At 63.0% G+C, this 23,554-nt stretch carries 23 protein-coding genes; 11 read left to right on the plus strand and 12 right to left on the minus strand.

Going from position 1 to position 23,554, the window contains the following annotated elements; all coding sequences use genetic code 11:
• Positions 1–193 precede the first annotated feature (193 nt).
• Together QCE69_RS24110 and QCE69_RS24115 are read right to left on the minus strand one after the other, a co-directional pair.
• Positions 194–370 (minus strand): hypothetical protein, encoded by a 177-nt coding sequence (locus QCE69_RS24110; protein WP_309923743.1) that lies wholly within the window; start codon positions 368–370, stop codon positions 194–196.
• A 75-nt stretch (positions 371–445) separates the two neighbouring features.
• Complete coding sequence (locus QCE69_RS24115; protein ID WP_309923745.1) at positions 446–1,822, minus strand: gluconate:H+ symporter; 1,377 nt, start codon at positions 1,820–1,822, stop codon at positions 446–448.
• A gap of 415 nt (positions 1,823–2,237) precedes the next feature.
• Between QCE69_RS24115 and QCE69_RS24120 the strand changes: the two genes are divergently transcribed.
• From QCE69_RS24120 to treA, 6 genes are all read left to right on the plus strand, one after another.
• Positions 2,238–3,119 (plus strand): RNA polymerase sigma-70 factor, encoded by an 882-nt coding sequence (locus QCE69_RS24120; RefSeq protein WP_309933387.1) that lies wholly within the window; start codon positions 2,238–2,240, stop codon positions 3,117–3,119.
• Between the two features lie 141 nt (positions 3,120–3,260).
• A complete protein-coding gene (locus QCE69_RS24125; protein WP_309933389.1) occupies positions 3,261–3,740 on the plus strand; it encodes a carboxymuconolactone decarboxylase family protein in 480 nt (159 codons plus the stop codon).
• Positions 3,741–3,796: 56 nt separating this feature from the next.
• On the plus strand, positions 3,797–4,186 hold the full coding sequence (locus QCE69_RS24130) for a cupin domain-containing protein (protein ID WP_309925267.1): 390 nt from the start codon (positions 3,797–3,799) through the stop codon (positions 4,184–4,186).
• 98 nt (positions 4,187–4,284) lie between these two features.
• Positions 4,285–5,289: a LysR family transcriptional regulator gene (locus QCE69_RS24135; protein ID WP_309933390.1), complete on the plus strand. Its 1,005-nt coding sequence runs from the start codon at positions 4,285–4,287 to the stop codon at positions 5,287–5,289.
• 109 nt (positions 5,290–5,398) lie between these two features.
• Complete coding sequence (locus QCE69_RS24140) at positions 5,399–5,908, plus strand: Ohr family peroxiredoxin (protein ID WP_309933391.1); 510 nt, start codon at positions 5,399–5,401, stop codon at positions 5,906–5,908.
• Positions 5,909–6,111: 203 nt separating this feature from the next.
• The gene (gene treA / locus QCE69_RS24145; protein ID WP_309933393.1) at positions 6,112–7,692 is read left to right on the plus strand and encodes an alpha,alpha-trehalase TreA; all 1,581 of its coding nucleotides are present in this window, start codon (positions 6,112–6,114) and stop codon (positions 7,690–7,692) included.
• Between the two features lie 18 nt (positions 7,693–7,710).
• Here the strand turns inward: treA and QCE69_RS24150 are convergent, their stop codons facing one another.
• Entirely contained in the window at positions 7,711–7,947 is a 237-nt protein-coding gene (locus QCE69_RS24150; RefSeq protein WP_309815964.1) for a 4-oxalocrotonate tautomerase family protein, read from the minus strand.
• A gap of 37 nt (positions 7,948–7,984) precedes the next feature.
• Positions 7,985–8,695 carry an SDR family oxidoreductase gene (locus QCE69_RS24155; protein ID WP_309923758.1) on the minus strand — a complete coding sequence of 237 codons (711 nt, stop codon included), beginning with the start codon at positions 8,693–8,695 and terminating at the stop codon, positions 7,985–7,987.
• Positions 8,696–8,873: 178 nt separating this feature from the next.
• On the opposite strand from QCE69_RS24155, the gene QCE69_RS24160 reads away from it, so the two are divergent.
• Positions 8,874–9,596: a haloacid dehalogenase type II gene (locus QCE69_RS24160; RefSeq protein ID WP_309923760.1), complete on the plus strand. Its 723-nt coding sequence runs from the start codon at positions 8,874–8,876 to the stop codon at positions 9,594–9,596.
• A gap of 41 nt (positions 9,597–9,637) precedes the next feature.
• On the opposite strand, the gene QCE69_RS24165 is transcribed toward QCE69_RS24160, so the two are convergent.
• The 4 genes from QCE69_RS24165 to QCE69_RS24180 all read right to left on the minus strand — a co-directional run bounded on the left by QCE69_RS24165 (position 9,638) and on the right by QCE69_RS24180 (position 13,182).
• Positions 9,638–9,931: a DUF1330 domain-containing protein gene (locus QCE69_RS24165; RefSeq protein ID WP_309923763.1), complete on the minus strand. Its 294-nt coding sequence runs from the start codon at positions 9,929–9,931 to the stop codon at positions 9,638–9,640.
• Positions 9,932–10,038: 107 nt separating this feature from the next.
• Positions 10,039–10,920, minus strand: coding sequence for an oxaloacetate decarboxylase (locus QCE69_RS24170; protein ID WP_309923766.1), 882 nt, complete (start codon positions 10,918–10,920; stop codon positions 10,039–10,041).
• Positions 10,921–11,028: 108 nt separating this feature from the next.
• Positions 11,029–11,892: an amidohydrolase family protein gene (locus QCE69_RS24175; protein ID WP_309933394.1), complete on the minus strand. Its 864-nt coding sequence runs from the start codon at positions 11,890–11,892 to the stop codon at positions 11,029–11,031.
• A 6-nt stretch (positions 11,893–11,898) separates the two neighbouring features.
• Positions 11,899–13,182, minus strand: coding sequence for an MFS transporter (locus QCE69_RS24180; protein WP_309933395.1), 1,284 nt, complete (start codon positions 13,180–13,182; stop codon positions 11,899–11,901).
• A gap of 136 nt (positions 13,183–13,318) precedes the next feature.
• On the opposite strand from QCE69_RS24180, the gene QCE69_RS24185 reads away from it, so the two are divergent.
• Positions 13,319–14,200, plus strand: a complete 882-nt coding sequence (locus QCE69_RS24185) for a LysR family transcriptional regulator (protein ID WP_309933397.1) — start codon at positions 13,319–13,321, stop codon at positions 14,198–14,200.
• 24 nt (positions 14,201–14,224) lie between these two features.
• On the plus strand, positions 14,225–15,403 hold the full coding sequence (locus QCE69_RS24190) for an alpha/beta fold hydrolase (protein WP_309933399.1): 1,179 nt from the start codon (positions 14,225–14,227) through the stop codon (positions 15,401–15,403).
• A gap of 16 nt (positions 15,404–15,419) precedes the next feature.
• Here the strand turns inward: QCE69_RS24190 and QCE69_RS24195 are convergent, their stop codons facing one another.
• The gene (locus QCE69_RS24195; protein WP_309923775.1) at positions 15,420–16,325 is read right to left on the minus strand and encodes a phytanoyl-CoA dioxygenase family protein; all 906 of its coding nucleotides are present in this window, start codon (positions 16,323–16,325) and stop codon (positions 15,420–15,422) included.
• Between the two features lie 698 nt (positions 16,326–17,023).
• Between QCE69_RS24195 and QCE69_RS24200 the strand changes: the two genes are divergently transcribed.
• Positions 17,024–18,244, plus strand: a complete 1,221-nt coding sequence (locus QCE69_RS24200) for an acyltransferase (RefSeq protein WP_309933400.1) — start codon at positions 17,024–17,026, stop codon at positions 18,242–18,244.
• Between the two features lie 122 nt (positions 18,245–18,366).
• Here the strand turns inward: QCE69_RS24200 and QCE69_RS24205 are convergent, their stop codons facing one another.
• The gene (locus tag QCE69_RS24205) at positions 18,367–19,569 is read right to left on the minus strand and encodes an MATE family efflux transporter (protein ID WP_309933401.1); all 1,203 of its coding nucleotides are present in this window, start codon (positions 19,567–19,569) and stop codon (positions 18,367–18,369) included.
• 336 nt (positions 19,570–19,905) lie between these two features.
• The gene (locus QCE69_RS24210) at positions 19,906–21,279 is read right to left on the minus strand and encodes a sigma 54-interacting transcriptional regulator (RefSeq protein ID WP_309923783.1); all 1,374 of its coding nucleotides are present in this window, start codon (positions 21,277–21,279) and stop codon (positions 19,906–19,908) included.
• Positions 21,280–21,728: 449 nt separating this feature from the next.
• Between QCE69_RS24210 and QCE69_RS24215 the strand changes: the two genes are divergently transcribed.
• The gene (locus QCE69_RS24215; RefSeq protein WP_409021230.1) at positions 21,729–22,592 is read left to right on the plus strand and encodes a response regulator; all 864 of its coding nucleotides are present in this window, start codon (positions 21,729–21,731) and stop codon (positions 22,590–22,592) included.
• Here the strand turns inward: QCE69_RS24215 and QCE69_RS24220 are convergent.
• Entirely contained in the window at positions 22,550–23,554 is a 1,005-nt protein-coding gene (locus QCE69_RS24220; protein WP_309923788.1) for a diguanylate cyclase domain-containing protein, read from the minus strand. The genes QCE69_RS24215 and QCE69_RS24220 overlap by 43 nt on opposite strands.

Genomic DNA, 23,554 nt, shown 5'->3' on the forward strand with positions numbered 1-23,554 from the left:
TACGCGGCATCGAACGCTGCGATAGCCTGGGGCTACCATACAACAAAAGCGCCGCCCGGGACGCTCATGGCAGGCACTCTTGCCGCTTGTCAGGTGAGTCGAAAAAAATCAGGAGTAATTTCTACGCTGCAAGCAGCGAACGCTGTTGCCGAAACCCGCGCCTGCCCATTGCGAAAGAGCGGGATTTGGCGTATCAGCCTGCTTCGCCCACTTCCTTCGGGTCGGGCAGCTTGCCGGACTGGCCGCCGCTTGGCCGTTCGGGTTCGTTCTTCAAGTCACGCTTTTGCTCGTCGGAAAGCCGCCGGTCAGCGACGTTCGGGTCGTCGGGTGTCTGTTTCGGCGGGGTCGGACGGTCGTTCTCATCGGTCATGATGTGCGCTCCCTGTTCGTCATGAGATCGGAATCGTGTTCACAGGAGCGCATGTCGCGTGCCAGCGTGCGGGCCTTATGTCAGGAGATTCCACAGCACCAGCGTGAGCACCAGCCCGACCACCGAAACGATGGTCTGCAAGATCGACCACACCGCGACCGTGCGCTTCAGCGTGAGACCGAAGTATTCGCGCACCATCCAGAAGCCCGCGTCATTGACGTGGCAGAAGAACACCGAGCCCGCGCCGATGGCGAGCGCCATCAGCGAGTTGTGGGTCGCGGTGAGTCCGCTGACGACCGGCGCGACGATCCCCGCCGTGGTCGTCGTGGCGACGGTCGCCGAGCCGGTCGCCTGACGCAGCGCGACGGCGATCAGCCATGCGAGCAGGATCAGCGGCAGGTGCGTGCCGACTGCAATCTTGCCGATGGTCACGCTGATGCCCGCGTTGACCAGCATCTGCTTGAGACCGCCGCCCGCGCCGATGGTCAGCAGCAGCGCGGCGATGGGCGGCAGGCTCTTGCGCAGGATGCCGCCGACGCGTTCCCGCGCCATGCCGCGCGACCAGCCCAGCATCACGATGGCGAACAGCACGGTCAGCGCGAGCGCGACGAGCGGTTCACCGACGAAGTCGAGCATGTCGTACAGCAGCGTGTCCTTCGTGAGCGCCAGCTTGGCGACGGTGCGGCCGAGCATCATCACGACGGGCAGCAGGATGGTCACCAGCGAGATCGCGAAGCCGGGTGTGGCCGCGCCTTCGTCGCGAGTGGTGAACAGCTGGCCGATTTCCTCGGGCGCCTCGATATGCAGCCGCTTCGACAGCCAGATGCCGTAGACCGGTCCGGCGAGAACGACAGCAGGCAGCGCGACGAGCAGGCCCAGTCCGAGCGTCAGCCCGAGGTCGGCATGCAGCGCGCTCACGGCGATCAGCGGACCGGGGTGCGGCGGCAGCAGCGCATGCAGGGTGGTCATGCCGGCGAGGGCAGGAATCGCGATGCGCAGGATGGGTTGCCCGGAGCGGCGCGCCATGACGAAGATGATCGGCACCATCATCACGAGGCCGACTTCGAAGAACAGCGGCAGCCCGACGATGATCGCGACGAGCGCCATCATCCACGGCAGCCTGCGCGGTGTGGAATGGTCTAGGAGGGTGGTGACGAGCCTGTCGGCGGCGCCGGATTCGGCCATCAGCGCACCGAGCATGGCGCCGAGCGCGATGATGATGCCGACGTCGCCGAGCAGCGCGCCCGCGCCCTTGCTGAACGCCTGCGCGATGGCTTCGAGCGGCTGATGCGCGGCGAAGCCTGCCGCGAACGTGCCCACCAGGATGGAAAGGAACGGCGCGAGCTTCAGGACGCTGATGGAAACGATGATGATCGCGAGGCCGAGTGCGCAGGCGATGAGAAGCTGGGTGTCGTGGGCGGACCAGGGGGCGAGGGTTGTCGTTGGGTTCACTGTGGTCTTGAGGTGGTTCTTGAGATGACGCTTGCTCTGACGTTCGATCTGACGCGGCTGAGTGCGACGCCAATACGATTACGGTTTGCTTTCGCGGTGCGGGTCGTGCCAGCTTCCCGCGAGGCCGTGTCGTAATAGCATTTTTCGCGGCGCCGGTCAAAAAATCGGACCAATCGGCCGGCGCGCCGCTCAGTTTAAGCAGAGACGCACGCGCTTGCATTTTGCGTTCTGCACTTTGCATGCGAGATGGCATTTTGCACTTTGTATTCGAGATGCCGTCCGTCGACGAGACGAAACCGGCGTCGCGGCTGAACGAACGGGGCGGGCCGTCGTGCGTCCCGGCGCAGGCTTGCGCTACGATTCTGTATGGACCTTTTTCAGAGGCTTGAACCCGCACGGATCCGGAGCCGACACCATGGATGAAGCCACGCGCGAGTTCGATCGCCTGCGCCCTCGTCTGCAGGCCATTGCTTACCGCATGCTGGGTTCGGTGGCGGAAGCCGAGGACATCGTCCAGGATGTCTGGCTGCGCTGGCATGCGGCTGCGCGCGTGGCCATCGAGAATGCGGAGGCGTGGCTGGTATCGGTCACGACGCGTCACTCGATCGACCGCCTGCGCGCCGCGAAGATCCAGCGCGAGCACTACACCGGTATCTGGCTTCCCGAACCGCACATCACCGAGCCGCCCGCGACACCTGAGGAAATGACGGAACGGGCCGACGATGTCTCCGTCGCTTTCCTGATGCTGCTCGAACGTCTGACGCCGGAGGGGCGTGCCGCCTTTCTGCTGCGCGAGGTATTCGACGCCGACTACCCCGAGGTGGCGCGCATCATCGGCAAGACGGAGGCCGCCTGCCGTCAGCTCGTGAGCCGCGCCAAGGTGCAATTGCGCGAGGAACGTCCGCGCCGCACGGTGTCGCCCGAGCTTCATCGGCACGTGCTGCTGGCCTTCGTGAGCGCGCTCGAACACGGCGACTTCGCATCGATTCATGCGATGCTCGCCGACGAAGCCACGCTCATCGGCGACGGCGGCGGCCGCGTCCAGAGCTTCCCGGAGCCCATGCGGGGCGGCCGGCGCATCGCGCAGCTTTTCTATGCCGCATATCTGCGCTACGGAAGCGAAGTGCGCGTGGAACCGGTGATGCTGAATGGGCAATGGGCGTTGCTGCGCTTCATCGAGGGCAAGCTCGAGTCCGCGCAGTCGTTTGAAATCGAGCAGGATCGCATCGTCAACATCCAGGTGCAGCGCAACCCCGACAAACTCGAACGGATCGCGGCCTGGCTGGACAGCCAGTAGGGAAGTGGACAACGATTGATGCGCAGCAGGCAACAGCGTGCGGCCTGCCGCGGGTCTACCGTCCCCAGCCGCGCAAACCTACGATGACATCCATGCCGGGCCGCGCCCGCGGTCGGCTGAACCCACCTGCATGGAGCCGTCATGTCGCAGCGCATCAACTACGTTCACCAGTCTCCCGAACTCTTCAAGAAGTTTTATGAATTCAGCAACGCTGTCGCGGAATGCGCGATCGAGCAGACCGTTCGCGATCTTGTCTCGCTGCGCGCATCGCAGATGAACGGCTGCGGCTTCTGCGTCGACATGCATGTGAAGGAAGCCAAGATTCATGGCGAGCGTGAACTGCGCACGCATCATGTAGCAATCTGGCGCGAGTCCACTTTGTTCTCGCCGCGCGAACGCGCCGCGCTCGCCTGGACCGAAGTCCTGACACGTCTCCCGGAGCATGGCGTGCCCGACGAGCTGTATCAGCGCGTGCGTGAGCAATTCAACGAAAAGGAATTGTCCGACCTGACCTACGCCATCATGGCGATCAACGGCTGGAACCGCGCCAACGTCGCGTTCCAGACGGTGCCGGGTTCGTCCGACAAGGTGTTCGGCCTCGAGAAGGCAAACCTGTCCTGAAGCCTCGGACGCCGTCCTTTTACCTGCGGAGACTCATCGTGCAGAACATCAGACGCATGGGACTGGCGCTCGCCCTCGGAAGCGCGGCGCTCTTTGCCCAAGAGGCGCGGGCGGCGCCCGAGGCCGTCGTCACCGAGTTGATGACCCGGCCGTTGCCGGACTATCCCGGCAAGGAGGCGTTGATGATCAACGTGGACTATCCGCCGGGCGCGGTGGATCCGGTGCATCGGCACGATGCGCATGCGTTCGTCTATGTCGTCGAAGGGTCGATCGTGATGCAGCTCAAAGGCGGCAAGCAAGTGACGCTGAAGCCGGGCGACACCTTCTACGAAGGTCCCGACGACATCCACACGGTCGGCCGCAACGCCAGCATGACGAAGCCCGCGAAGTTCATCGTGCTGTTGCTCAAGGATAAGGGCAAGCCTGTGCTGACGCCGGTGAAATAAAACCGGAACCAGGCGCGAAAATTTTTTTCAGCAGGCGATGTCACAAACCGGGCGGCGCAAACGTCTTGTAAGTCAGAGCCACTCCGTTTAGCGCCGCCATGCCACTGGACCTCGTTTCTCATTCCGACGATTCGCTCGCCTACAGCTTCAGCACCAGTTATGCGGGCGTCGTTTCGTTTCTGGCCGTCGCCAATGAAGGCAGCTTCGCGAAAGCGAGCGATCGCCTGGGCATCGGCCGCTCCGCCGTCAGCCGCAACGTGCAGAAACTCGAAGCACAACTCGACGCGCGCCTGTTCCTGCGCACCACGCGCAGCACGTCGCTGACGCGCGAGGGCGAACTCTTCTACAAGAATTGCCAGCCGGGCGTCGAACGCATCGTGCAGGCGCTCGAAGACATGCGCGAACTACGTAATGGACCGCCGCGCGGACACCTGCGCATCGCCTCGACATCGGGCTTCGGCCGCAAGGTCGTGGCGCCGCTGCTGCCCGGCTTCAATGCGCGCTATCCGGACATCGCGCTGGAACTGCTGCTGAACGATGCGGCATGCGACTTCACCGCGGATCGTGTGGATGTCGCGTTCCGCGATGGCCATATCGACGATTGCGAGGTCGTCGCGAAGCAACTCATACCAATGCAGATGATCGTCTGCATGTCGCCCGGCCATGCGCGCGAACATGGGCTGCCGCGCAGCATCGAACAACTGGAGCGGCATCGCTGCATCAGCTTGCGCACGTCGTCCGGCCGTATCGCCGAATGGGAATTCAAGGTCAACGGCGTGGCGCACAAGGTGATGCCTCATGCGCGGCAAATCTTCAACGATATCGATCTGATGCTGCAGGCCGTGATGGATGGACAGGGCATCGCGCAACTGCCGGCCTATCTCGTGTGCGATGCGTTGAAAGCCGGCCGGCTGGTCATGTGTCTCGCCCAGTACGCGCCGGACGATGGCGGTCATTACCTGTGCTATCTCAGCCGCAAGCATCTTCCCACGCGCGTGCGCGTGTTCGTCGACTACATGACGGAGCAGACGCGCGCGCTCGATCTGCATTGCCTGACAACCACGATCAGCAACGCAACGCGCCCATTGAGCGGCGCGGATTGATGCGTGCAGGGCAACACCGTGCGTCCGCCGACGGGACTACCGGACGCGCGCCGGCATGCATACGATGCATGCTGGACAGACGTCGGGCATGCGCATCGAAGAGACCATCATGGCATCACTCACTCCGCCTTCCACGACTCTGCTCGACAAGTACCAGGGCCAGGACACGCACACGCTGTATTCGACGACCGTGACGATCACCGGCGGCGACGCGGGCCATGGCCGCGCCTCGGGCAAGGCACGCTCCGACGACGGCAATCTCGATCTCGAACTGCGGCTTCCCGAGTCGCTGGGCGGCGCCGGCGGCGGCACGAACCCGGAACAGTTGTTCGCGGCCGCCTATGCCGCCTGCTTCCATGGCGCCCTCACGCTGCTCGCGACCCGTGTGGGCATCGAAGTCGCGCAGGCCGCCGTGTCCGTCACGGTGAACTTCGCGCGCGATCCGGTCGATGGCCTCTTCGTGCTCACCGCGCATACCGAGGTGCAGCTTCCCGGCGTCGAGCGCACCGTCGCCGAGGAACTCGTGCGCAATACGGAACGCTTCTGCCCCTACACGAAGATGGCCCGCAAGGGCATCGTGAATATCGTTGTGCTCGCGGGAAACGCGGACCAAGCGTAACGAGGGTTGCTACTCGCGATCAAGCGTTCTATGCTTCGCCGTGCTGCCGAACGAACCCATAATCAAAAGCGCTGCTTGAGCGAGACCAGTCCGGTTCAACATCCTTCGAGGGAGGGAGCATGATCGCACTGTCTTCGCACGGCGCAGGGTCTGACGCGTCATCGCGTGAATCCGCAGCGACACGACGAGCAAGCACACGCCGAATGCTCGGCGTCTGGTTCTTCCTGAGCATCGCCGCGAGTGCGGCGCATGCCGACGCCACCAGCGGCTATGTGTTGCCCCCGCCGCCGAGCGAGCTTTATGGCGATCTCTTCGTCGCGGTGCAGACGCAAGGCGTCTATCCCGATCAGAAGACCTTCGTCGATGCGACCCCGAAGATGGATCCCGCGCAGATCCTGCAGGCCTATCACACGCAGATGTCCGCGCCAGGTTTCGACCTGAAGGCATTCGTCGCGCAATACTTCACGCCGCCCACGGATCAGAGCATTACCCCACCGCCGGGTCAGTCATTGCGTGATCATATCGACTGGCTCTGGCCGAAACTCACGCGCCTGACGACCGTAGCGGACGTGCCGCCGAACAGTTCGCTGATCCCGCTGCCGAAGTCGTATGTCGTGCCGGGCGGGCGTTTCCGCGAAGGTTACTACTGGGACACCTATTTCACGATGCTGGGCTTGCAGGAAGCGGGCCGCGAAGATCTGGTCGACGACATGCTCGATAACTTCGCGTATCTGATCGACACGATCGGCCACATTCCCAACGGTAATCGCACTTATTACGTGAGCCGTTCGCAGCCGCCGTTCTTCTCGTACATGGTGGAACTCGCCGCGCAGAAGGAAGGCGGGCGCGTGTATCAGAAGTATTTGCCGCAGTTGCGCCGCGAGCATGAGTACTGGATGAAAGGCGCGCGGTCCTTGCAACCGGGCGAGGCGAAACGCAATGTCGTGATGCTGCCCGACCGGACGGTGCTCAACCGCTATTGGGACGAACGTGACACGCCGCGTGACGAGTCGTATCTGGAGGACGTGACCACCGCGAAGCAGGCGAGCAGTCGTCCGCCGAATGAAGTCTATCGGGACTTGCGGGCGGCGGCCGAGAGCGGCTGGGACTTCAGCTCGCGCTGGTTCGGCGACAACATGACGCTCGCGACCATCCGCACCACCTCCATCATTCCCGTCGATCTCAACAGCCTGATGTTCCACCTGGAAACGACGATTGCAATCGGCTGCGGCGAGGTGCGCGACTTCGGATGCGTCGGCGAATACATTGGCCGCGCGGCGAAGCGGGCGATCGCCATCAACAAATATTTGTGGAACGACAACGGCTATTACGGCGATTATGACTGGCGGCTCGCACAGCCACGCAACAATCCGTCGGCCGCCATGCTTTATCCGTTGTTCGCAGGCGCCGCTTGGCCGGATCGCGCACAGAAGACGGCGAACACTGTCGCCAGGATCTTGCTCAAGCCGGGCGGTCTCACCACGACGACCTTCAATACGTCACAGCAATGGGATGCGCCGAACGGCTGGGCGCCCTTGCACTGGATAGCCGTGCAAGGGCTCAAGCGCTATGGGCGCGGTGACCTCGCGCGGCCAATCGGCACGCGCTTCCTCGCGGACGTGAACAACGTCTACTCGATGCAGCAGAAGCTTGTTGAGAAGTATGTCGTCGAAGGCGAGGGCACGGGCGGTGGAGGCGGCGGCGAATATCCGTTGCAGGACGGCTTCGGCTGGACCAACGGCGTGACGCTCAAGTTCCTCGATCTCTACGCGCCAGGGCAATGATGCGCTCGACGTGAGGCGTCAGCCCGGCCCGGCCTGCTTCTGCCGGCGATACGCCTGCACCGGCAGGCCACCCACGCCCCAGTTGTCCATGTCCACTTCCTCGATCACGACGAAGGTGGCGTCCAGCGGCTTGTTCAACACGTCGAGCAACAACTGGCTCACGCCTTGGATGAGCCGCGCCTTTTCAGCGGCGGTGACGGCGTTCGTGCCTGGCGTCGTGCCCTCGCGCGTTACTTGAATGGTTACGATCGGCATGGGTGGCTCCTTTGAACATCGGTTGTAACGACCGTCATCAATGTCCCGCGCTCTGGCCGCCATCGACGTGAAGAATCTCGCCGGTCACGAACGACGCATTGTCGAGATACAGGACCGCCCCGGCGATGTCGCTCATTTCGCCCATGCGTCCCACCGGATGCAGTTTGCCGAGCGCTTCGTGCGTGTCAGGCGCATGCATGGGCGACTTGATGATGCCGGGCGAGACCGCATTGGCGCGAATGCCGGACTTCGCGTACTCGATGGCAAGCGACTTGGTAGCGGCATTCAGGCCGCCCTTGGTCAGCGAGGCGAGCACCGAGGGCACGCCGCTCACCGCGTGATCGACGAGGCTGGTCGTGATGTTGAGCACATGCCCGCTATGGTTCTTCTCCATCTGTTCGATGGCAAGCTGCGTGACATGGAAGAACCCATTGAGGTTCACGTTCAGCATCGCCGCATAATCCTCCAGCGTGTATTGTGTGAAGGGCTTGGCGATGAAGATGCCTGCGTTGTTGATCAGCGTATCGATGCGGCCGAAGTTTTCGATCGCCGCATCCACCACGCGCTGAGCGGTGGCGCGTTCGCCGATGTCGCCCGGCACGGCAATGATGTTCGGATCGTCGGCTTGCTGGATGGAACGCGCGGTGGCGACCACGGCATGACCCTGCGCGCGGAATGCCGCGACGATCTCTGCGCCGATGCCTTGCGACGCACCCGTGACGATAACGACTTTTTGCGTATTGCTCATGATGAACCTCGATAAGAGAAAGGGGCCTGTTGCGGATCGGCCTGTTGGCTCCGATGGCTTGTAATCTAGGCGCTTCGAGGTTCGTTGCGTACACCCGCGGTGGACTTTCAGTCTTGCGCGGCAGGAACAAATGGTCCGGCATGACCGTTCATTCAAACCCCAGGAAGGGAGCATTCCGGTGAGCTTGTCCCAGGTAAAGGCTTTCGTTTTCGATGTGTTCGGCACGGTGGTGGACTGGCGCGGCGGCGTGACGCGCGAGGCCGATGCATTCCTGAAGCGTCACGGGCATCCCGGCGCGCGGCCCGATGTCTTCGCCGATGCCTGGCGCAGCCGTTATGTGCCTGCCATGCGCAAAGTGATCAGCGGGGAGCGGCCGTTCGTCAGGCTGGACGTGCTGCATCGCGAGAATCTGCTGGACGTGCTGCCCGAGTTCGGCATCGATGCGAGCGCGGTCCCGCCGGAAGCGCTGGATGACCTCAATCTTGCGTGGCATCGGCTCGATCCATGGCCGGATTCGGTCGCGGGCTTGCAGCGCCTGAAGGCGCGCCATATCATCGCGCCGCTTTCAAACGGCAATATCAGGCTGATGGTGGACATGGCGAAGCGCGCCGGCCTGCCGTGGGATGCGATCCTCGGTGCTGAAATCGCGCAGATCTACAAGCCGGCGCCGGAGGCCTATCTGCGTACGGCCGAAGTGCTGATGCTCGCGCCCGCCGAGGTCTGTCTTGTCGCGGCGCACAACAACGATCTTGCGGCGGCAAGGCAATGCGGGCTGAGGACGGCGTTCATTGCACGGCCGCTGGAGCACGGTCCCGGTCAGACAAGCGACCTGCAAGCCGAAAGCGATTGGGATGCTGTGGTGAATGACATGAACGAACTGGCCGATGCCGTCGGCGCATGAGCGCGACGGACATCGGCCGGATACTACGGTTCAGAGATGAATCAGGCCGCGCCTTCGACGATGCGGAAATCACGCACCACGGCGTCGCCGAGCACGCGCAGCGCTTCCTTGTAGGTGTCGCTGTTGTACGCGGCAATGGCGGCTTCGAGCGAATCGTACTCGACCACGACGGTGCGCTCGAGCGCGCCTTCGCCTTGCGCCAGGGCCGCGACGCCGCGCACCAGCGGACGGCCGCCGCCTTCCTTGATGGCCTGCGTGGCAAGCTTCGCGTATTCCGCAGCCTGCTCGGGCTTCATGATCGTCTTGTACACGCTGACCCAATAACCTTTTGCCATCTGTATCTCCGTGGTTTGAACGGCGCCCTGGCGCCTCGAGACGGACGCCATGCGTCAAGCGCGCGTGCGTCCGGTTGCGGCGGCCAGCATAGCAAATATTCGGGCGATCAATCGGCGGCGTACTTGCGGTCGAGTTCGTCGAAGAGCGGTTTGTTCACGAGCCTTTGACGCTCCGCAAATGGCGCAACGACCGCGGGATCCTCGTCGAGCCGGCCTTGCGACTTCAATGCGCCCAGCGCGTTCTGCATGCCGCGCACCGCGCCTTGCAGTGCCGCATTCGCATACAGCACGAGGCTGAAGCCGAGCTGCTGCAGGTCGGCGCGGTCCGTCACCGGCGTCTTGCCGCCAATCACGATGTTGATCAACTGCGGTGCGTCGAGCAGCTTGGGCAGCGACGCGATCTGCTCCGGCGTTTCGATCGCTTCGACGAAGAGAATGTCGGCGCCTGCTTCCACGAAGGCGCGGGCACGTTCGATGGCCGCGTCGAAGCCCTCGACCGCGCAGGCATCAGTGCGGGCAATGATCTGGAAGTTCTCGTCTTCGCGCGCATCCACCGCAGCGTGGATCTTGCCGACCATTTCGCTCGTCGACACCACCGCCTTGCCAGCGAAATGCCCGCATTTTTTCGGCATCACCTGATCTTCGAGCTGGATGGCATCGGCGCCCGCGCGTTCGAGCGTGCGCACCGTATGGCGCACGTTGAGGGCATTGCCGAAGCCGGTGTCGGCATCGACGAGCAGCGGCAGATCGACGGCATCGCGGATGCGCGCGGTATGTTCAGCAATTTCCGCGAGGCCGACAAAGCCGAGATCCGGCATGCCGAGCGACATGTTCGTGACGCCCGCGCCCGTGATGTAGATCGCTTCGAATCCCAGGTCCGCCACGACGCGCGCGCTCATGGCGTTGAAAGCGCCGGGCAGCAGCAGTCCGCGCCGTGCCTCGACCAGTTCGCGGAAGGCGGCGCGGCGGCGGGAAGAAGATGTCGTCATGGCAGAGTTCCGAAAAAAAGTGGAATAGAGCGTCTCGATGCGCCCGGCGTTTGCCATGCTAACGCGGGCGTCGCCTCAGTGCTTGCCTTCGCTCGTTCTTCGTTTCTGTTAATCGAAACGAAACAGCGTGCGCGCCGAGTCGCGGATGACCGCCGTGCGCTGCGCGGCGTCCGGAATCCAGCGGTCCAGCGCGGCGCGCGAGTCGTCGTATTCGATCAGGCTGCGATGCTGCGTATGCGGCCAGTCGCTGCCCCACACGAGCCGTTCGGGGCCGAAGGCATCGAGCAGGGCGGCGGCAAGCGTCTGGCCGAGCGCCGTGCCGTTTTCGCCCACGACATTTCGATACGCCGCCGACAGTTTCACCCACACCTTGCCGCTCGATGCTGTCGTCAGCAGATAGCGGAAGCCTGGATCGGCGGCGCCGTGCGCGGGGTCGGGACGGCCGAAATGATCGATCACCACGGTGCAGTGCTGTTCGAGCAGCGGCGTGATGAGCAGCGGCAGGTCGATGGCGTTGCGATGGATCTCGACATGCCAGCCCAATGCGTTGACGCGTTCGAACAGGCCGCGCCAGTGCGCCGCCCGCACATCCGGCAACGCCAGTCCGATAAGATTCAGACGCATGCCCACGACGCCCTGTTCCGCAAGCCGATGCAACGCGGCGTCGCTGATCGAAGGATCGATGACGGCCACGCCGCGAAAACGCTGCGGATAGCGTTGCAGGACATCGATAAAAAACGAGTTGTCCGTGCCGAGAAAACTCGGCTGCACGAGCACACCATGCGAAACGCCGTTGGCGCGCAGGTGCGCCGCGTAGTCATCGAGGGTCGCGTCATAGTCGGGTGCATGACGGCGATGCGGCGCGAGCGGCAGGCCGCGCACGAAGACATGCGCATGACTGTCGATGGCGTCGATGGGGGCGTGCGCCGCCTCGAGCCACTGCTCGTTTCTGGTGTCGAGTAATTGCTTCATGGCGTGTCAGACATGGTTGGGCGAACGTTCGCGCGCTGCGCCGGGTCCAGCATCCGTGGCGATGCGGCGGCCTCGGGTCTCCGGCAGCAGCAACGCGGCGATGACCACGAGTCCATAGGCGATGCCCGCATCGATGCCAAGCGCCTGTCCGATCGGCATTGAATTGCCCATGTGTCCGACGAGCACCGGAAACACCGCCGACACCACGCGTCCGAAGTTGTAGCAGAAGCCCACGCCCGTGCCGCGCACGCCTTGCGGATAGAGCTCGTTGAACAGCGCGCCGAGCGTGGCGGGAATGCCGGCGGAGAACAGCCCGAGCGGAAAGCTCAGGATCAGCATCGCGAGATCGCCGATGGGCAGGAACACATAGATGTTGACCGTGATGGCGCAGCAGACCGCGAAGAAGATCACGTTCCTGCGGCGGCCGATCCTGTCCTGCAGCCACGCGCTGACGAAGCAGCCGACGATGAACGCCGAGATCACTACCGCGAGATAGCCTCCGGTGCCGAGCACGGACAGATGGCGTTCCGTTTTCAGATAGGTGGGCAGCCATGTGGTGATGGCGTGATAGCCGCCATGCGCGCCCAGCCCGATCAGCCCGCCGACGATCGTCGTGCGCAGCACCGATGGATGAAAAATGCCGGCGAGGATCGAGAATGTGCCTTGAGGGCGGACGTCGCCGGCTTCGGCGGTGCGCACGGCGCGAGGCGGCTCTTCGATGTTGCGCCGCATGTAGATCACGAGCAGTGCGGGAATCAGGCCGATGGCAAACAGCACGCGCCAGGCCCATTCCGGCGAGACCCACGAGAACACGATCATGTAGAGCAGCACCGCGCCCGCCCAGCCGAAGCCCCAGGCGCTCTGCACGATGCCCATCGCCTTGCCGCGATGTTCCGCGCGAATCGTCTCGCCGAGCAGGACCGCGCCGGCCGTCCATTCGCCGCCGAAGCCGAGTCCCTGCAAGGACTTGAGCACGAGCAGCTGTTCGAAGTTCTGCGCGAAGGCGCTCAGGAAAGTGAATACAGAAAACCACAGCACCGTGATTTGCAGCGCCTTGACGCGGCCGATGCGGTCCGACAGCACGCCCGCCAGCAGGCCGCCGAGCGCGCCCGCCACGAGCGTCGCGCCGCCGATCAGGCCCGCCTGGCCCTTGCCGATGCCCCAGGTCGCGATGAGCGTCGGGATGACGAGGCTGAAAACCTGCGTATCGACGCCGTCCAGCGCCCAGCCGGCGAAGCACCCCCACAGCGTGCGTTTTTCAGCTGTGGATACCTCTCGGTACCAGTTCATGTCCTGTCTCCTGCGCGGATTCACGTCCGCCTCTTGTATCGATGAATGCAGATTGCCCGTGCATTCTAAAAACCAAAATCCGCCTCGCATACTATGGATATGTTCGTTTTTCATAGCATTTTGATATGCTCGCACCATGGAGACCCGCAACCTCAAATACTTTCTTGCCGTCGCCGATGCGGGCAGCGTGACCCGCGCCGCCGAAGTGCTCGACATTGCCCAGCCCGCCTTGAGTCAGGCGTTGTCGCGCATGGAGCGGGATCTCGGCGTCAAGCTGTTCTCACGCACGCGGCGTGGCGCGCAGTTGACGCCGGCGGGTGAAGCCATCGTCGAAGATGTGCGCCTGAGCGTGGCGCGCATCGAGGCCGCTTCGCATCGCGCAAGGGAGATCGGCGCGCAGCGAGGTGGCCGCCTGACCATAGGTTTTGCTTCGGCTGCGCTGTTCAGTCTTCTGCCGCGCGCCATCGCCGCCCTGCGCGCCGAAGTGCCCAACGTCGAGTTGATGCTCAAGGAGATGAGCAACGCGGAACAGGCCAGTGCGCTGGAGCAGGGCACGATCGATATTGGTCTTTTGCATACACCGGTCGCGGTGGGTGGGCGGATGCGCGAGAAGCTGATCGTCCGCGAGCGGCTGCTCGCTGTGCTGCCGCAAACTTTCCGTACCGGCGAAGACGGCAAGGTCGGGCTCAAGGATCTCTCGGACGCGGGCCTCGTGTGGTTTCCCGGCGATCAATTACCCGTGGTGCGCGCTGGCATTTTGAGTGCATTTCGCCAGGCTGGATGTGAGGCGAATGTCGTGCAGGACGCGAACCGCTCCTTGACCGTGCTCGCTTGCGTTGCGGCGGGATGCGGTGCATCGTTGCTGCCGCAATCGGTGACGGCGCTGCAATTCGCGGGCGTGCGCTTCTGCGACGTGCGCGACGGAGACAACCTGCCGCCCTTCGAGCTGAGTGCAATCTGGCCGATGCGTTCGCGTCCCACGCTGGCAGACCGCTTCGCCGCGCTGCTCGAAGGATGATTCCAATTCAGAAGCGATAAAGAAATGAGCGACCCGTTGATCGATCTTCCTCTTCCCGAAGGCATTCGCGCGCGCAATGTCGACAACGGCAATGGCCTGTCGATGCATGTTCTCGAAGCCGGATTCGATGCGCCGGACCGGCCGTGCATCGTCCTCTTGCATGGCTTTCCCGAACTGGCGTATAGCTGGCGCAAGATCATGCTGCCGTTGGCCGCGGCGGGTTATCACGTCATCGCGCCGGACCAGCGAGGTTATGGCCGGACCACGGGCGCCGACACTTCCTTCGATGCCGACCTCACCCCATTCGGTTTTCCGAATCTCGTGAGCGATGTGCTGGGACTGGTCTCGGCGCTGGGCTATCGCCGGGTGGCGGCGGTGGCCGGCCATGATTTCGGCTCGCCCGTGGCGGCATGGTGCGGCGTGATACGGCCGGATGTATTCGCGTCGGTCGTCATGATGAGCGCGCCGTTTGCCGGACCGCCCGCATTCGCTTTCGATACCGCGCAGGACGATCCATCGCGCGCGCGCATCGATGTGACGGCCGCCTTGATGAAGGACGCTGTCGACGGGCTCGCGTTGCTCGATCCGCCGCGCAAGCACTATCAATGGTATTACTCGGGTCCGCAGGCGGACCAGGACATGCGGCATGCGCCGCGAGGGCTCGCCGCGTTCCTGCGTGCCTATTTCCATGTGAAGAGCGCGGACTGGGCGGGCAACCGGCCGCATGCGCTCGATGGCGTCACAGCGGACCAGCTCGCCTTGCTGCCGACCTACTACGTGATGAACGCGGACGCCACCATGCCCGCGACGGTTGCCGAACATGAGCCGAGCGAAGAGCAGGCCGCTTCATGCGCGTGGCTCACGAACAGCGATCTGGAGATCTATGCGAGCGAATATGCGCGCACCGGTTTTCAAGGCGGCTTGAACTGGTATCGCTGCGGTACGGATGCGCATCAGGCAGCCGCGTTGCGGACCTGGTCGGGCGCGACCATCGACGTGCCGGCATGTTTCATCGCGGGGAGCAGCGACTGGGGCGTGTATCAGCGTCCCGGCGACTTCGATGCGATGCGCCTGCTGACGTGCCGGAATTTCCGCGCCGCGCATCTGATTGAAGGGGCGGGACATTGGGTGCAACAGGAACAGCCGGCCACCGTGGCCAGCCGTATCCTGCGTTTCCTGAGGCAAGACGCGCCCGCGTTCTAGCAGACGTGTCCTTGCATCACTTGGCCGGCGTGCGGCCCTTCTTGATGAGACGCGCGACGCGATGTGCACCGAGCCGCCATTCGTACGGATTGGTGTAGTCGAACTCCTTGACCTTGCGATACAGGTAAGGCCAGAAGGAGCCTTGAGCGCGCCGTGATTCATGTACGCGCTGGTCGCGCGACAGTTTCCGGTTGTCGTTCCAGGGGAAGCTGCGCACTTCGCTCGATGCCCGCCGCGGCAGGCCGAACACCAGCGAGTAAGCGTAGCGCGGCGCATTGGACGGATTGGGGCCGGCAAAGTGCAGCGTGCGCCCGCCATGGATCGTGCAATCGCCGAGCTGCAACGGGCAGATCACCGCTTCATTGACTTCAAAACCCGACGTGCATTCGAGCCCGTGCGTGGTGGGATCTCCGCCGATCGGCCCATGCGGCAAGACCGGGCCCAGATGCGATCCGGGAATGAACTGCATGCAGCCATTCTCGAGCGACACCGGTTGTAGCGGGAACCAGAAGTTCACTTCACGATGTTCGATACGCGGGTCGGTGAAGGCCTCGTCCTGATGCCAGGGCGTGACGGCTTCGGTATGCGGCGGCTTGTGGAAAAAGCTGTCGCTGACGAAGCGCGCCTTGGGTCCGAGCAACTGCATCGCCACGCGCTGCGCGCGCCGTGCCAGGTCCATTTCGAGCAGGCTGCGCTCGAAATGTGAAGGGTGATGCAACTGGGCGAGCTTCGGCTTTTCCGGCCCTTCACCTTCAGGGTAGAAGTCGAAGAGCAAGCCTTCGTTGAATCCCGCCTTTTCGCGCAGCAGGCGGTCACCCACACTGCGCAAGGTCTTGAGTTCCGCGTGCGTCGCGACGTTTTCCAGACGGAGAAAGCCGTCCTTCCAGAAGCTCCCGCACTGCGATTGGGATAGCGTTGTCATCTCCCTTGTCGCCCCGCTCAAAAGATTCCTCTGCCGGTTTATAAAATCCGGTCAGTGGAACAGCACACAAATTAACGCACTGTTCGGTATCGCACAGTACGCCACCCTGGCCCCCTAAAACCCGGCATAAAAACTGCCGCTTTATTCTTCAACTTTTTTCAACGCGACAGAGGACGAAAAGCTGTAACGGACAGCTTTCAGCGGTGTCGGTAGGTATTGCCTGAAGCGTAAGACGGATACAAAAAAATTTCCGGTTTGCATCTGTTTCGTCAAGAAATCGGAAAGCTTTGCGTGCGATTGCACTAACTTCAGCAACAGTCTAACGAGAAAAGCCTACGAATAGCTTTCGAAACAGTGCTCGCTGAAATGTCGTTTGGTTGGGTAATGCACCAACGGATACTACTTTGTCGGATATTGCCGGACGACACGGCGGCATTTAACTAGAGTCTTCGTTAATTGAGCCGTCACGCATTCTTTTACTGCACGAAAAAATACGGAAAGAAGCTTTCAATTTATTAACTCATAGCGTGCCGCACCGCAAAGCCAGAAGTTGTATCCATACGTGTATCAAGTTTCATCGTGTAAGAGTCTCCGGAATTGCGCTGATTTGTAGGAACTACGGCCTGTGCACCCGTGTCCACGGGCCTCGCGGCCTGTCAAGTTTTTGGAGGTCGGAACGAACCGCGAGGAGAGGAGTGATGGAGAAAGGACGTGTTGCCGCGCTCGACGCAGGACGGGCGCTCGCGATCGTCGGGGTGGTCGGCGTACACCTGTCGTTTCAGTTTCCCAATTTGCCCGGAACCGTAGCATTGATCGCGCGCATGGGGCAGTACGGCGTGCAACTGTTCTTCGTGATCAGCGCGATCACGATCTTCATGACGCTCGAAGTGGATCACGCGCGCTGCGCGGATGCGCGCCACGTCACGCTGCGCTTCTATATCAAGCGCTTCTTCCGCATCGCGCCGCTGTATTACGCGGCCATCGCCGTCTATGGGCTCATCAGCTACGGCGCGACGCGATCAGGCATCGAACGCGCGTGGATACTCGGCGCGCACGGCCCGATGGACGTCCTTCTCAATCTGGTATTCCTGCATGCGCTCTCGCCGACGGCCATCAATAACGTGGTGCCGGGAGGCTGGTCGATCGGCGTCGAAATGCTGTTCTACATGATCGCTCCGCTGCTGTTCTTTGTCGCCGTGGATCGCACGCGCCTGATGCTCGCCACGGTCGTCTTGCTGGCGATATCGCTCGGCGTGATGTCGATGAGCGAATGCCATCGGACGCTCGAGTGCAATGTCGCCAACAATACCTTCGGCTATTTCTGGCCACCGGTGCAAGGACCGTGCTTCATCGTCGGCATGTGGGCATGGTATGCGTTCCGCTCGCATCTGCTCGGCGCGTCCACGGTCACCCGGCGCGTGTGCCTGTTTTACTTTGCGCTCGCGATAATGTTTGCGCTGGTAACGGGCGCGCTTGGCGTCTGGTTCGACAAGGCGCACGCACTGGCGCCCATCGCGGCGGCGTGCAGCGCGGTGGCGTTCCTGCTGTTCGCGTGCTCGCAGCAGGCGCGCAAGCATCACGGCATGCCGCGCGCCGCCTCTCGCATGCGTTTCACGGGACTGCGGCGTTGCGCCGCCGCGCTGGGACGCGAAAGCTATGGCATTTATCTGTGGCACTTCATCTGCGTGTACCTCACCTTCCATTTCTTCGATCGCGTCTTCGGGCAGAAGAACGGCGAGACGTCCATCGCGCTGTTCGGCGCGACGCTGGTCGGCGTGCTGGCCGTGTCGTATGCGCTGTCGCGCGCGTCGGACCGGCTGATCCAGGGACGCGCGACGCGGTTGTCCCGACGCCTTCTGGCAAGCGTCGACCGGCGTTTTCACCTGACGCGCGAAGCCCGGGCATCGGCGTTGAGATAGCCCATGAAAGAAACCTGCCGCCCTCCCAGCCGAAACAACGCGATACTCGCCACCAGCGTGACAGCTTCGGTGAGCGCGACGGTCATCCAGATTCCGCGCGGGCCGAGCCATGCGGTCAACAGTCATAACATCGCCAGCAACAGCAGCCAACTGCGCATGAGCGCCACGAGCATCGATGCGAGCGCCGCCTCGATGGCCGTCAGATAGCCGCTGATCGCCACGTTGATCGCGGCGGGCACAAATGCCAGCGCGCACCACGGCAAGGCCTGATGCAACAGCGCTTGCGCCGCGGCGTCGCCGGGCACGAAGAGGTCGCCGAGCGGCTGTGCAAACGCAAGGCAGGCGAGAGCGGCAAGCAGCGCGAAGCCGGTAGTGGTAACGAGCCCGGTGGTCAACGCGCGTGAAACGGCGTGCGCATTGCCCGCGCCGCGCTGAAAGCTCACGATCGGCTGCATGCTTTGCACCAGCGCGACCATCGTGACCGAGGCAATCATCGTCACATACTCGACGACTGCGAACGCGACCAGCCCGGTATCACCGAGCGCCCGCAATACCGCGTGATTGAAGGCGAAGATCGTGACGCTCGGCGCGATCTCGCCCAAGAATTCCGACACGCCGTTATAGGCCATGCGCCACGCATGTCCGGGCGCTGCGAAAGCGCGCGCGACAGGGCGCAAGCGACGCGCGCGGACGACGTGAAAGGCGAACATCGGCACGCACGCCAATGCCTGACTGAGTCCTGCCGCCCATGCCGCGCCGCGCATGCCCCATTGCAGATGACCGACCATCCACCAGGTCAGTGCGACATCGGCAATGCCGCTCGCGAACAGGCAGGCAAGGCCGAACTTTGCGGCGCCTTCTATACGCAGGAAGAGTTCGAGTGCATAGCACGCGGTTGGAAACAGCACGAAGGGCGCGTAGGCACGGAGGAATTGCGTCGCAAGCATGGCGAGATCGCCGCGCGCGCCGGTCAAGTGCACGAAGGTATCGGCATGGATGAGAATCGCCAGCGTGAAACCCGCGCCGCACGCGCCGAGCAGCCATAGCGCCTGCGTGAAGGCTTCGGCTGCTTCGCGTTCGCGCTGCTCGCCAAGCAGTCGCGCAACGAGCGTCGAACCACCCACGCCGATCATCACACTGAATGCATAAGGCAAATAGAGCAGGGGAACCAGCAGGTTCAGCGCGGCAAGCGCATCGGCGCCGATGTAACGTCCGATGAAAATGCCGCTGATGACCGAATGCATGCAATAAACCCATGCAGCGAGCACCGTGGGAATGGCGAGATCAGTGAAGTGCCGAAACAGGGAATCGCTTGACGAATGCATGACGACAAAACCGTGCGTGACTCGCGGGGTAGGTCAACCGGAGCACGCGACGTTTCGATCATGCGCGGCGAGGCAATGACATGGCACGGCGGACGCAGGCCGAAGCCGTTCAGGCGACAGGACTGCGCAACGCATTCTGGCGGCGCGAGATCACGCCAGCGGGCTCAACAGCAATGGGACATGCGCGGGTGGCATCTTGCATGCCGAATAATGAATGCAACTTGCATCGATGACGATGCAGGCATTCGAGCGCAGCGCGGGAGAAGAGGTTCCTGAAAACATGCGTAACCGAATCATGATTCGCATGCAGTATTCAAACGGCAAATGATGTGAAAGTCAGCTCCCCGACGCTTCCATCGGCCGGTCGGATTTGACCCGCAAGCCATACGCCGTCAGCATGCGATACAGCGTGACGCGCGAGATGCCCAGTTCGTCGGCTGCTTCGCCCAGACGTCCCCGATGGCGCAGCAAGGCGACTTCGATCGCCTGCCGCTCGGCGGCTTCGCGCGCCTGTGCGAGCGTCATCGGCGCGGCCTCCGCATACTCGCCGAGTTCGAGGTCGCTTGCCAGAATCTGACGTCCTTCCGACATGACGATGGCGCGGCGCACGCGATTGATCAGCTCGCGCACATTGCCGGGCCAGCCGTAGTTATGCAGCGCCGCGATCGCGCACGGCGAGAAGCCACGCAGACGGCGGCTCGCATCCTTGCGAAAGCGTTCGAGCATGTGGTTCGCCAGCAGTTCGATGTCCTTGCCGCGCACGCGCAACGGCGGCTCGTCGATCTGCAGCACGCACAGACGGTGATACAGGTCCGCACGAAACCGTCCTTCGATCATTGCGGCCTGCATGTCGACGTGCGTGGCCGAGATGATGCGCACGTCGACGTCCGTCGAGTCCTGTCCGCCGAGACGTTCGATCTTGCGTTCCTGCAGGAAGCGCAGCAGGCTCGCCTGGCTTTCGAGCGGCAAGTCGCCGATTTCATCAAGGAAGAGCGTGCCGCCGTCAGCCGCTTCCACCCGGCCGATCTTGCGTTGGTTCGCACCGGTGAACGCGCCGCGTTCATAGCCGAAGAGTTCGGATTGCAGCAAGTGAGGCGGAATGGCGCCGCAGTTGATCGCCACAAAAGGCTGTTCGCGGCGCACGGAACGCTCGTGGATGGCCACGGCCGTGAGTTCCTTTCCGGTGCCGGATTCGCCGGAGATGAACACGGGCGCGTCGGTCATCGCCACTTTGCGGACCGAGCGATACAAGGCCAGCATGGCGTCGCACGAGCCCACCATGCCGCCTTCCACGCAGTCGTCCTTGCGGGTGTCGCGGGACGCATTGTCGTGCAGCGACACCATGCCGTACGCGTGCCCCACTGCATCGACCAGACGGTCCGCCGCGGAGGGCACGGTCACGTAGTCGAAACAGAAGTCGCGGATGAGGCGGCAGATTTCCGGGCTGTCGACGTAATCGGCATCGACAGTCGCAACCCAGCCCACCTGATAAGTGGCGAGCATTTCGCTCAGGAGCGCGGGTTCGCTGGCGAAGCCGCGCCGGGTCAGATCGACGATGCCCGCCGCCGCCCGCTTGCCCTGCTTCGAGGATTTCGCAGGCTTGGCCGGATCGATGCGTTCGATGGTCCAGCCGCGTGCATGCAGCCGTTCGGAGAGTTCTTCCGATACCGTGCGGCCCGCGAAATAGAGTGTTCTGGTTTCCCCGTGCATGGCTGTTGTTCCCGTTCTTATATATGCAGAAGCAAGTATGCATTGGAATGCATCGTGACGACACGTCTCGCAAACGATAAGCGGAATTTGAATGTTTGCATTGGTCGGCGGATATCGATTAGCAAATGCAAGGCATTTATTGCTTTACGTTCGTTCGAAACCGGCAAGCCTTGCAGCGATTGGCTGCCGCCATGGCGAAGATATGTCGCCGCCGGCGCCGGTCGCGCATTGCCGTGCAGTGCTTGAATGAATAAAATTTGGCGGATCATGAAATATCAGATAATTCTCGGGTAGATGCGATTTGCGTTTGCAGCGTGCGCAAGTCGAGCGTAAAGTTCATCAATGTTTATCGTCTGACGAATTTCCCGCGAAACATGGACACAGCCGAAAACTCCCCTTCTGTTTCTGTATTTCAGCCGCGTTTGCTTCTCGTGGACGACGACCCGGCGATGATTCGCATCATCGGCGAGATGCTCGCGGAATGCCCCGATCAACGCTTCGCCACCACCGGCGAGGCCGCGCTTGCCTTGGCGCGCGAATCCACGCCGGACCTGATCCTGCTGGATGCCAATCTGCCGACCATGACCGGCTTCGACGTCTGCGAGATCCTCAAGCATGACGCGAAGCTGTCGCGCGTGCCCGTGATCTTCGTCACGAGTCACGATGCACCGGCGCTCGAAGTCGATGCCTTCAACATGGGTGCCTCCGATTACGTCATCAAGCCGCTGGTCGCCGCGCGCCTGCAGGCACGTGTGCGCGCGCAATTGCGTCTGACGGACCGCGCGCTGCACATGCGGGCCCGCTCGCATGACGCGGATGCGCAGGCATCGGCATCGGCGGGGACGGGCGTGCGGCTGCTCGGCATCCTCGGCAACGATACGGCGCTGGCGCAACGTGACGCGCTCGAAGCGTTCGGTGCGCTGGATGTCGTCACGGATCGCGAGGCCGCGCTGAATCTCATCGCGCGCGACGAGCCGGACGCCATCGTGCTCGATTCCCGTTGCAGCAACGCACCCGGCGAAACGCAAGCGCTCGAACAGACCGTCCGCGCCTTGCTCGCGCCGAATCTGCTTGTGCCGCTCATCGTGCTCGCCGATGCCTGCGACGCCGAAACCGAACGCCGCATCCTCGATGCAGGCGCGGCCGATGTCATCGCGAAACCCGCCAAGCCCGCCGTGCTGCAAGCGCGCGTGCGTGCGGCGCTCGCTTCCACCCGCCGGGCGCGTGAGGCGCTGCGAGCGGCGCTGGAGGCATCGGCGGGTGCGAATGTTCATCCGTTCCCCGTGTACGTGCGTGACCCGCGCGGCATGTGATCTTCGTTCGTCGCCGCTCGCATTGCTTGCGGCGCTACTGCGAAGCGCGCGCGTCCTGCGCGTTTCGCCTCATAGAGCGCATCGTCGGCGGCCTTGAGCAGCATGTCGGGCGTGCTGCCGCGTGCCGGCCGCACGGACGCCACGCCGACCGAAATCGTCACGCGCGTTTCCACCTCCGATGACACATGGCCGATGTCGAGCGCGCGCACGCCATCGACGATGCGTTGAGCAATGCATTGCGCGCCCGCGAGATCGGTCTTCGGCAACAGGCAGGCGAACTCCTCGCCGCCATAACGCGCAAGCTTGTCGTACGGGCGGCGCAGCGCATCCGCCAAGGCCTTTGCAATGGCCTTGAGACAGGCGTCGCCGGCCAGATGTCCGTAGTGGTCGTTGAAGCGCTTGAAGCAATCCACATCCACCATCAGCAGGGCCAGCGAAGTTTCTTCGCGCGCGCACTGGCGCCAGTCCGCGTGCAGGTCCTCATCGAACTTGCGGCGGTTGGACACGCCCGTGAGTCCGTCGAGCAAAGCACTGGCGCGCAGCAGGTCGCCCTGGAATTTGATTGTCAGATGCGTGCGCACGCGCGCTTTCGTGACGACCGGATTGATCGGCTTGCTGATGAAGTCCACGGCCCCCAGTTCGAGCGCCTTGACTTCATCGTCGGCGCGGTCCTGCGACGTGATGAAGATGACGGGCACGTCGCGCGTGAGCGGATCGGCCTTCAGGCGGCGGCAGACTTCGTGTCCGTCGAGATCATCCATTACGACATCGAGCAGGATCAGGTCCGGCGCTTCGGTACGGCATACCTGGAGCGCCTGCTCGCCGCTGGTTGCCATGAAGATATCGCACACATCGTGCAGCAACTCGTAGAGCACGCGGATGTTGAGCGGCTCGTCGTCGGCGATCAGAAGCTTGGGACGCCGGTTCACATGCAGCAGCCAGGTTTGCAGAAGCGCTTCCAT

The organism is Caballeronia sp. LZ032, assembly GCF_031451315.1.
Taxonomy (GTDB): Bacteria; Pseudomonadota; Gammaproteobacteria; order Burkholderiales; family Burkholderiaceae; genus Caballeronia.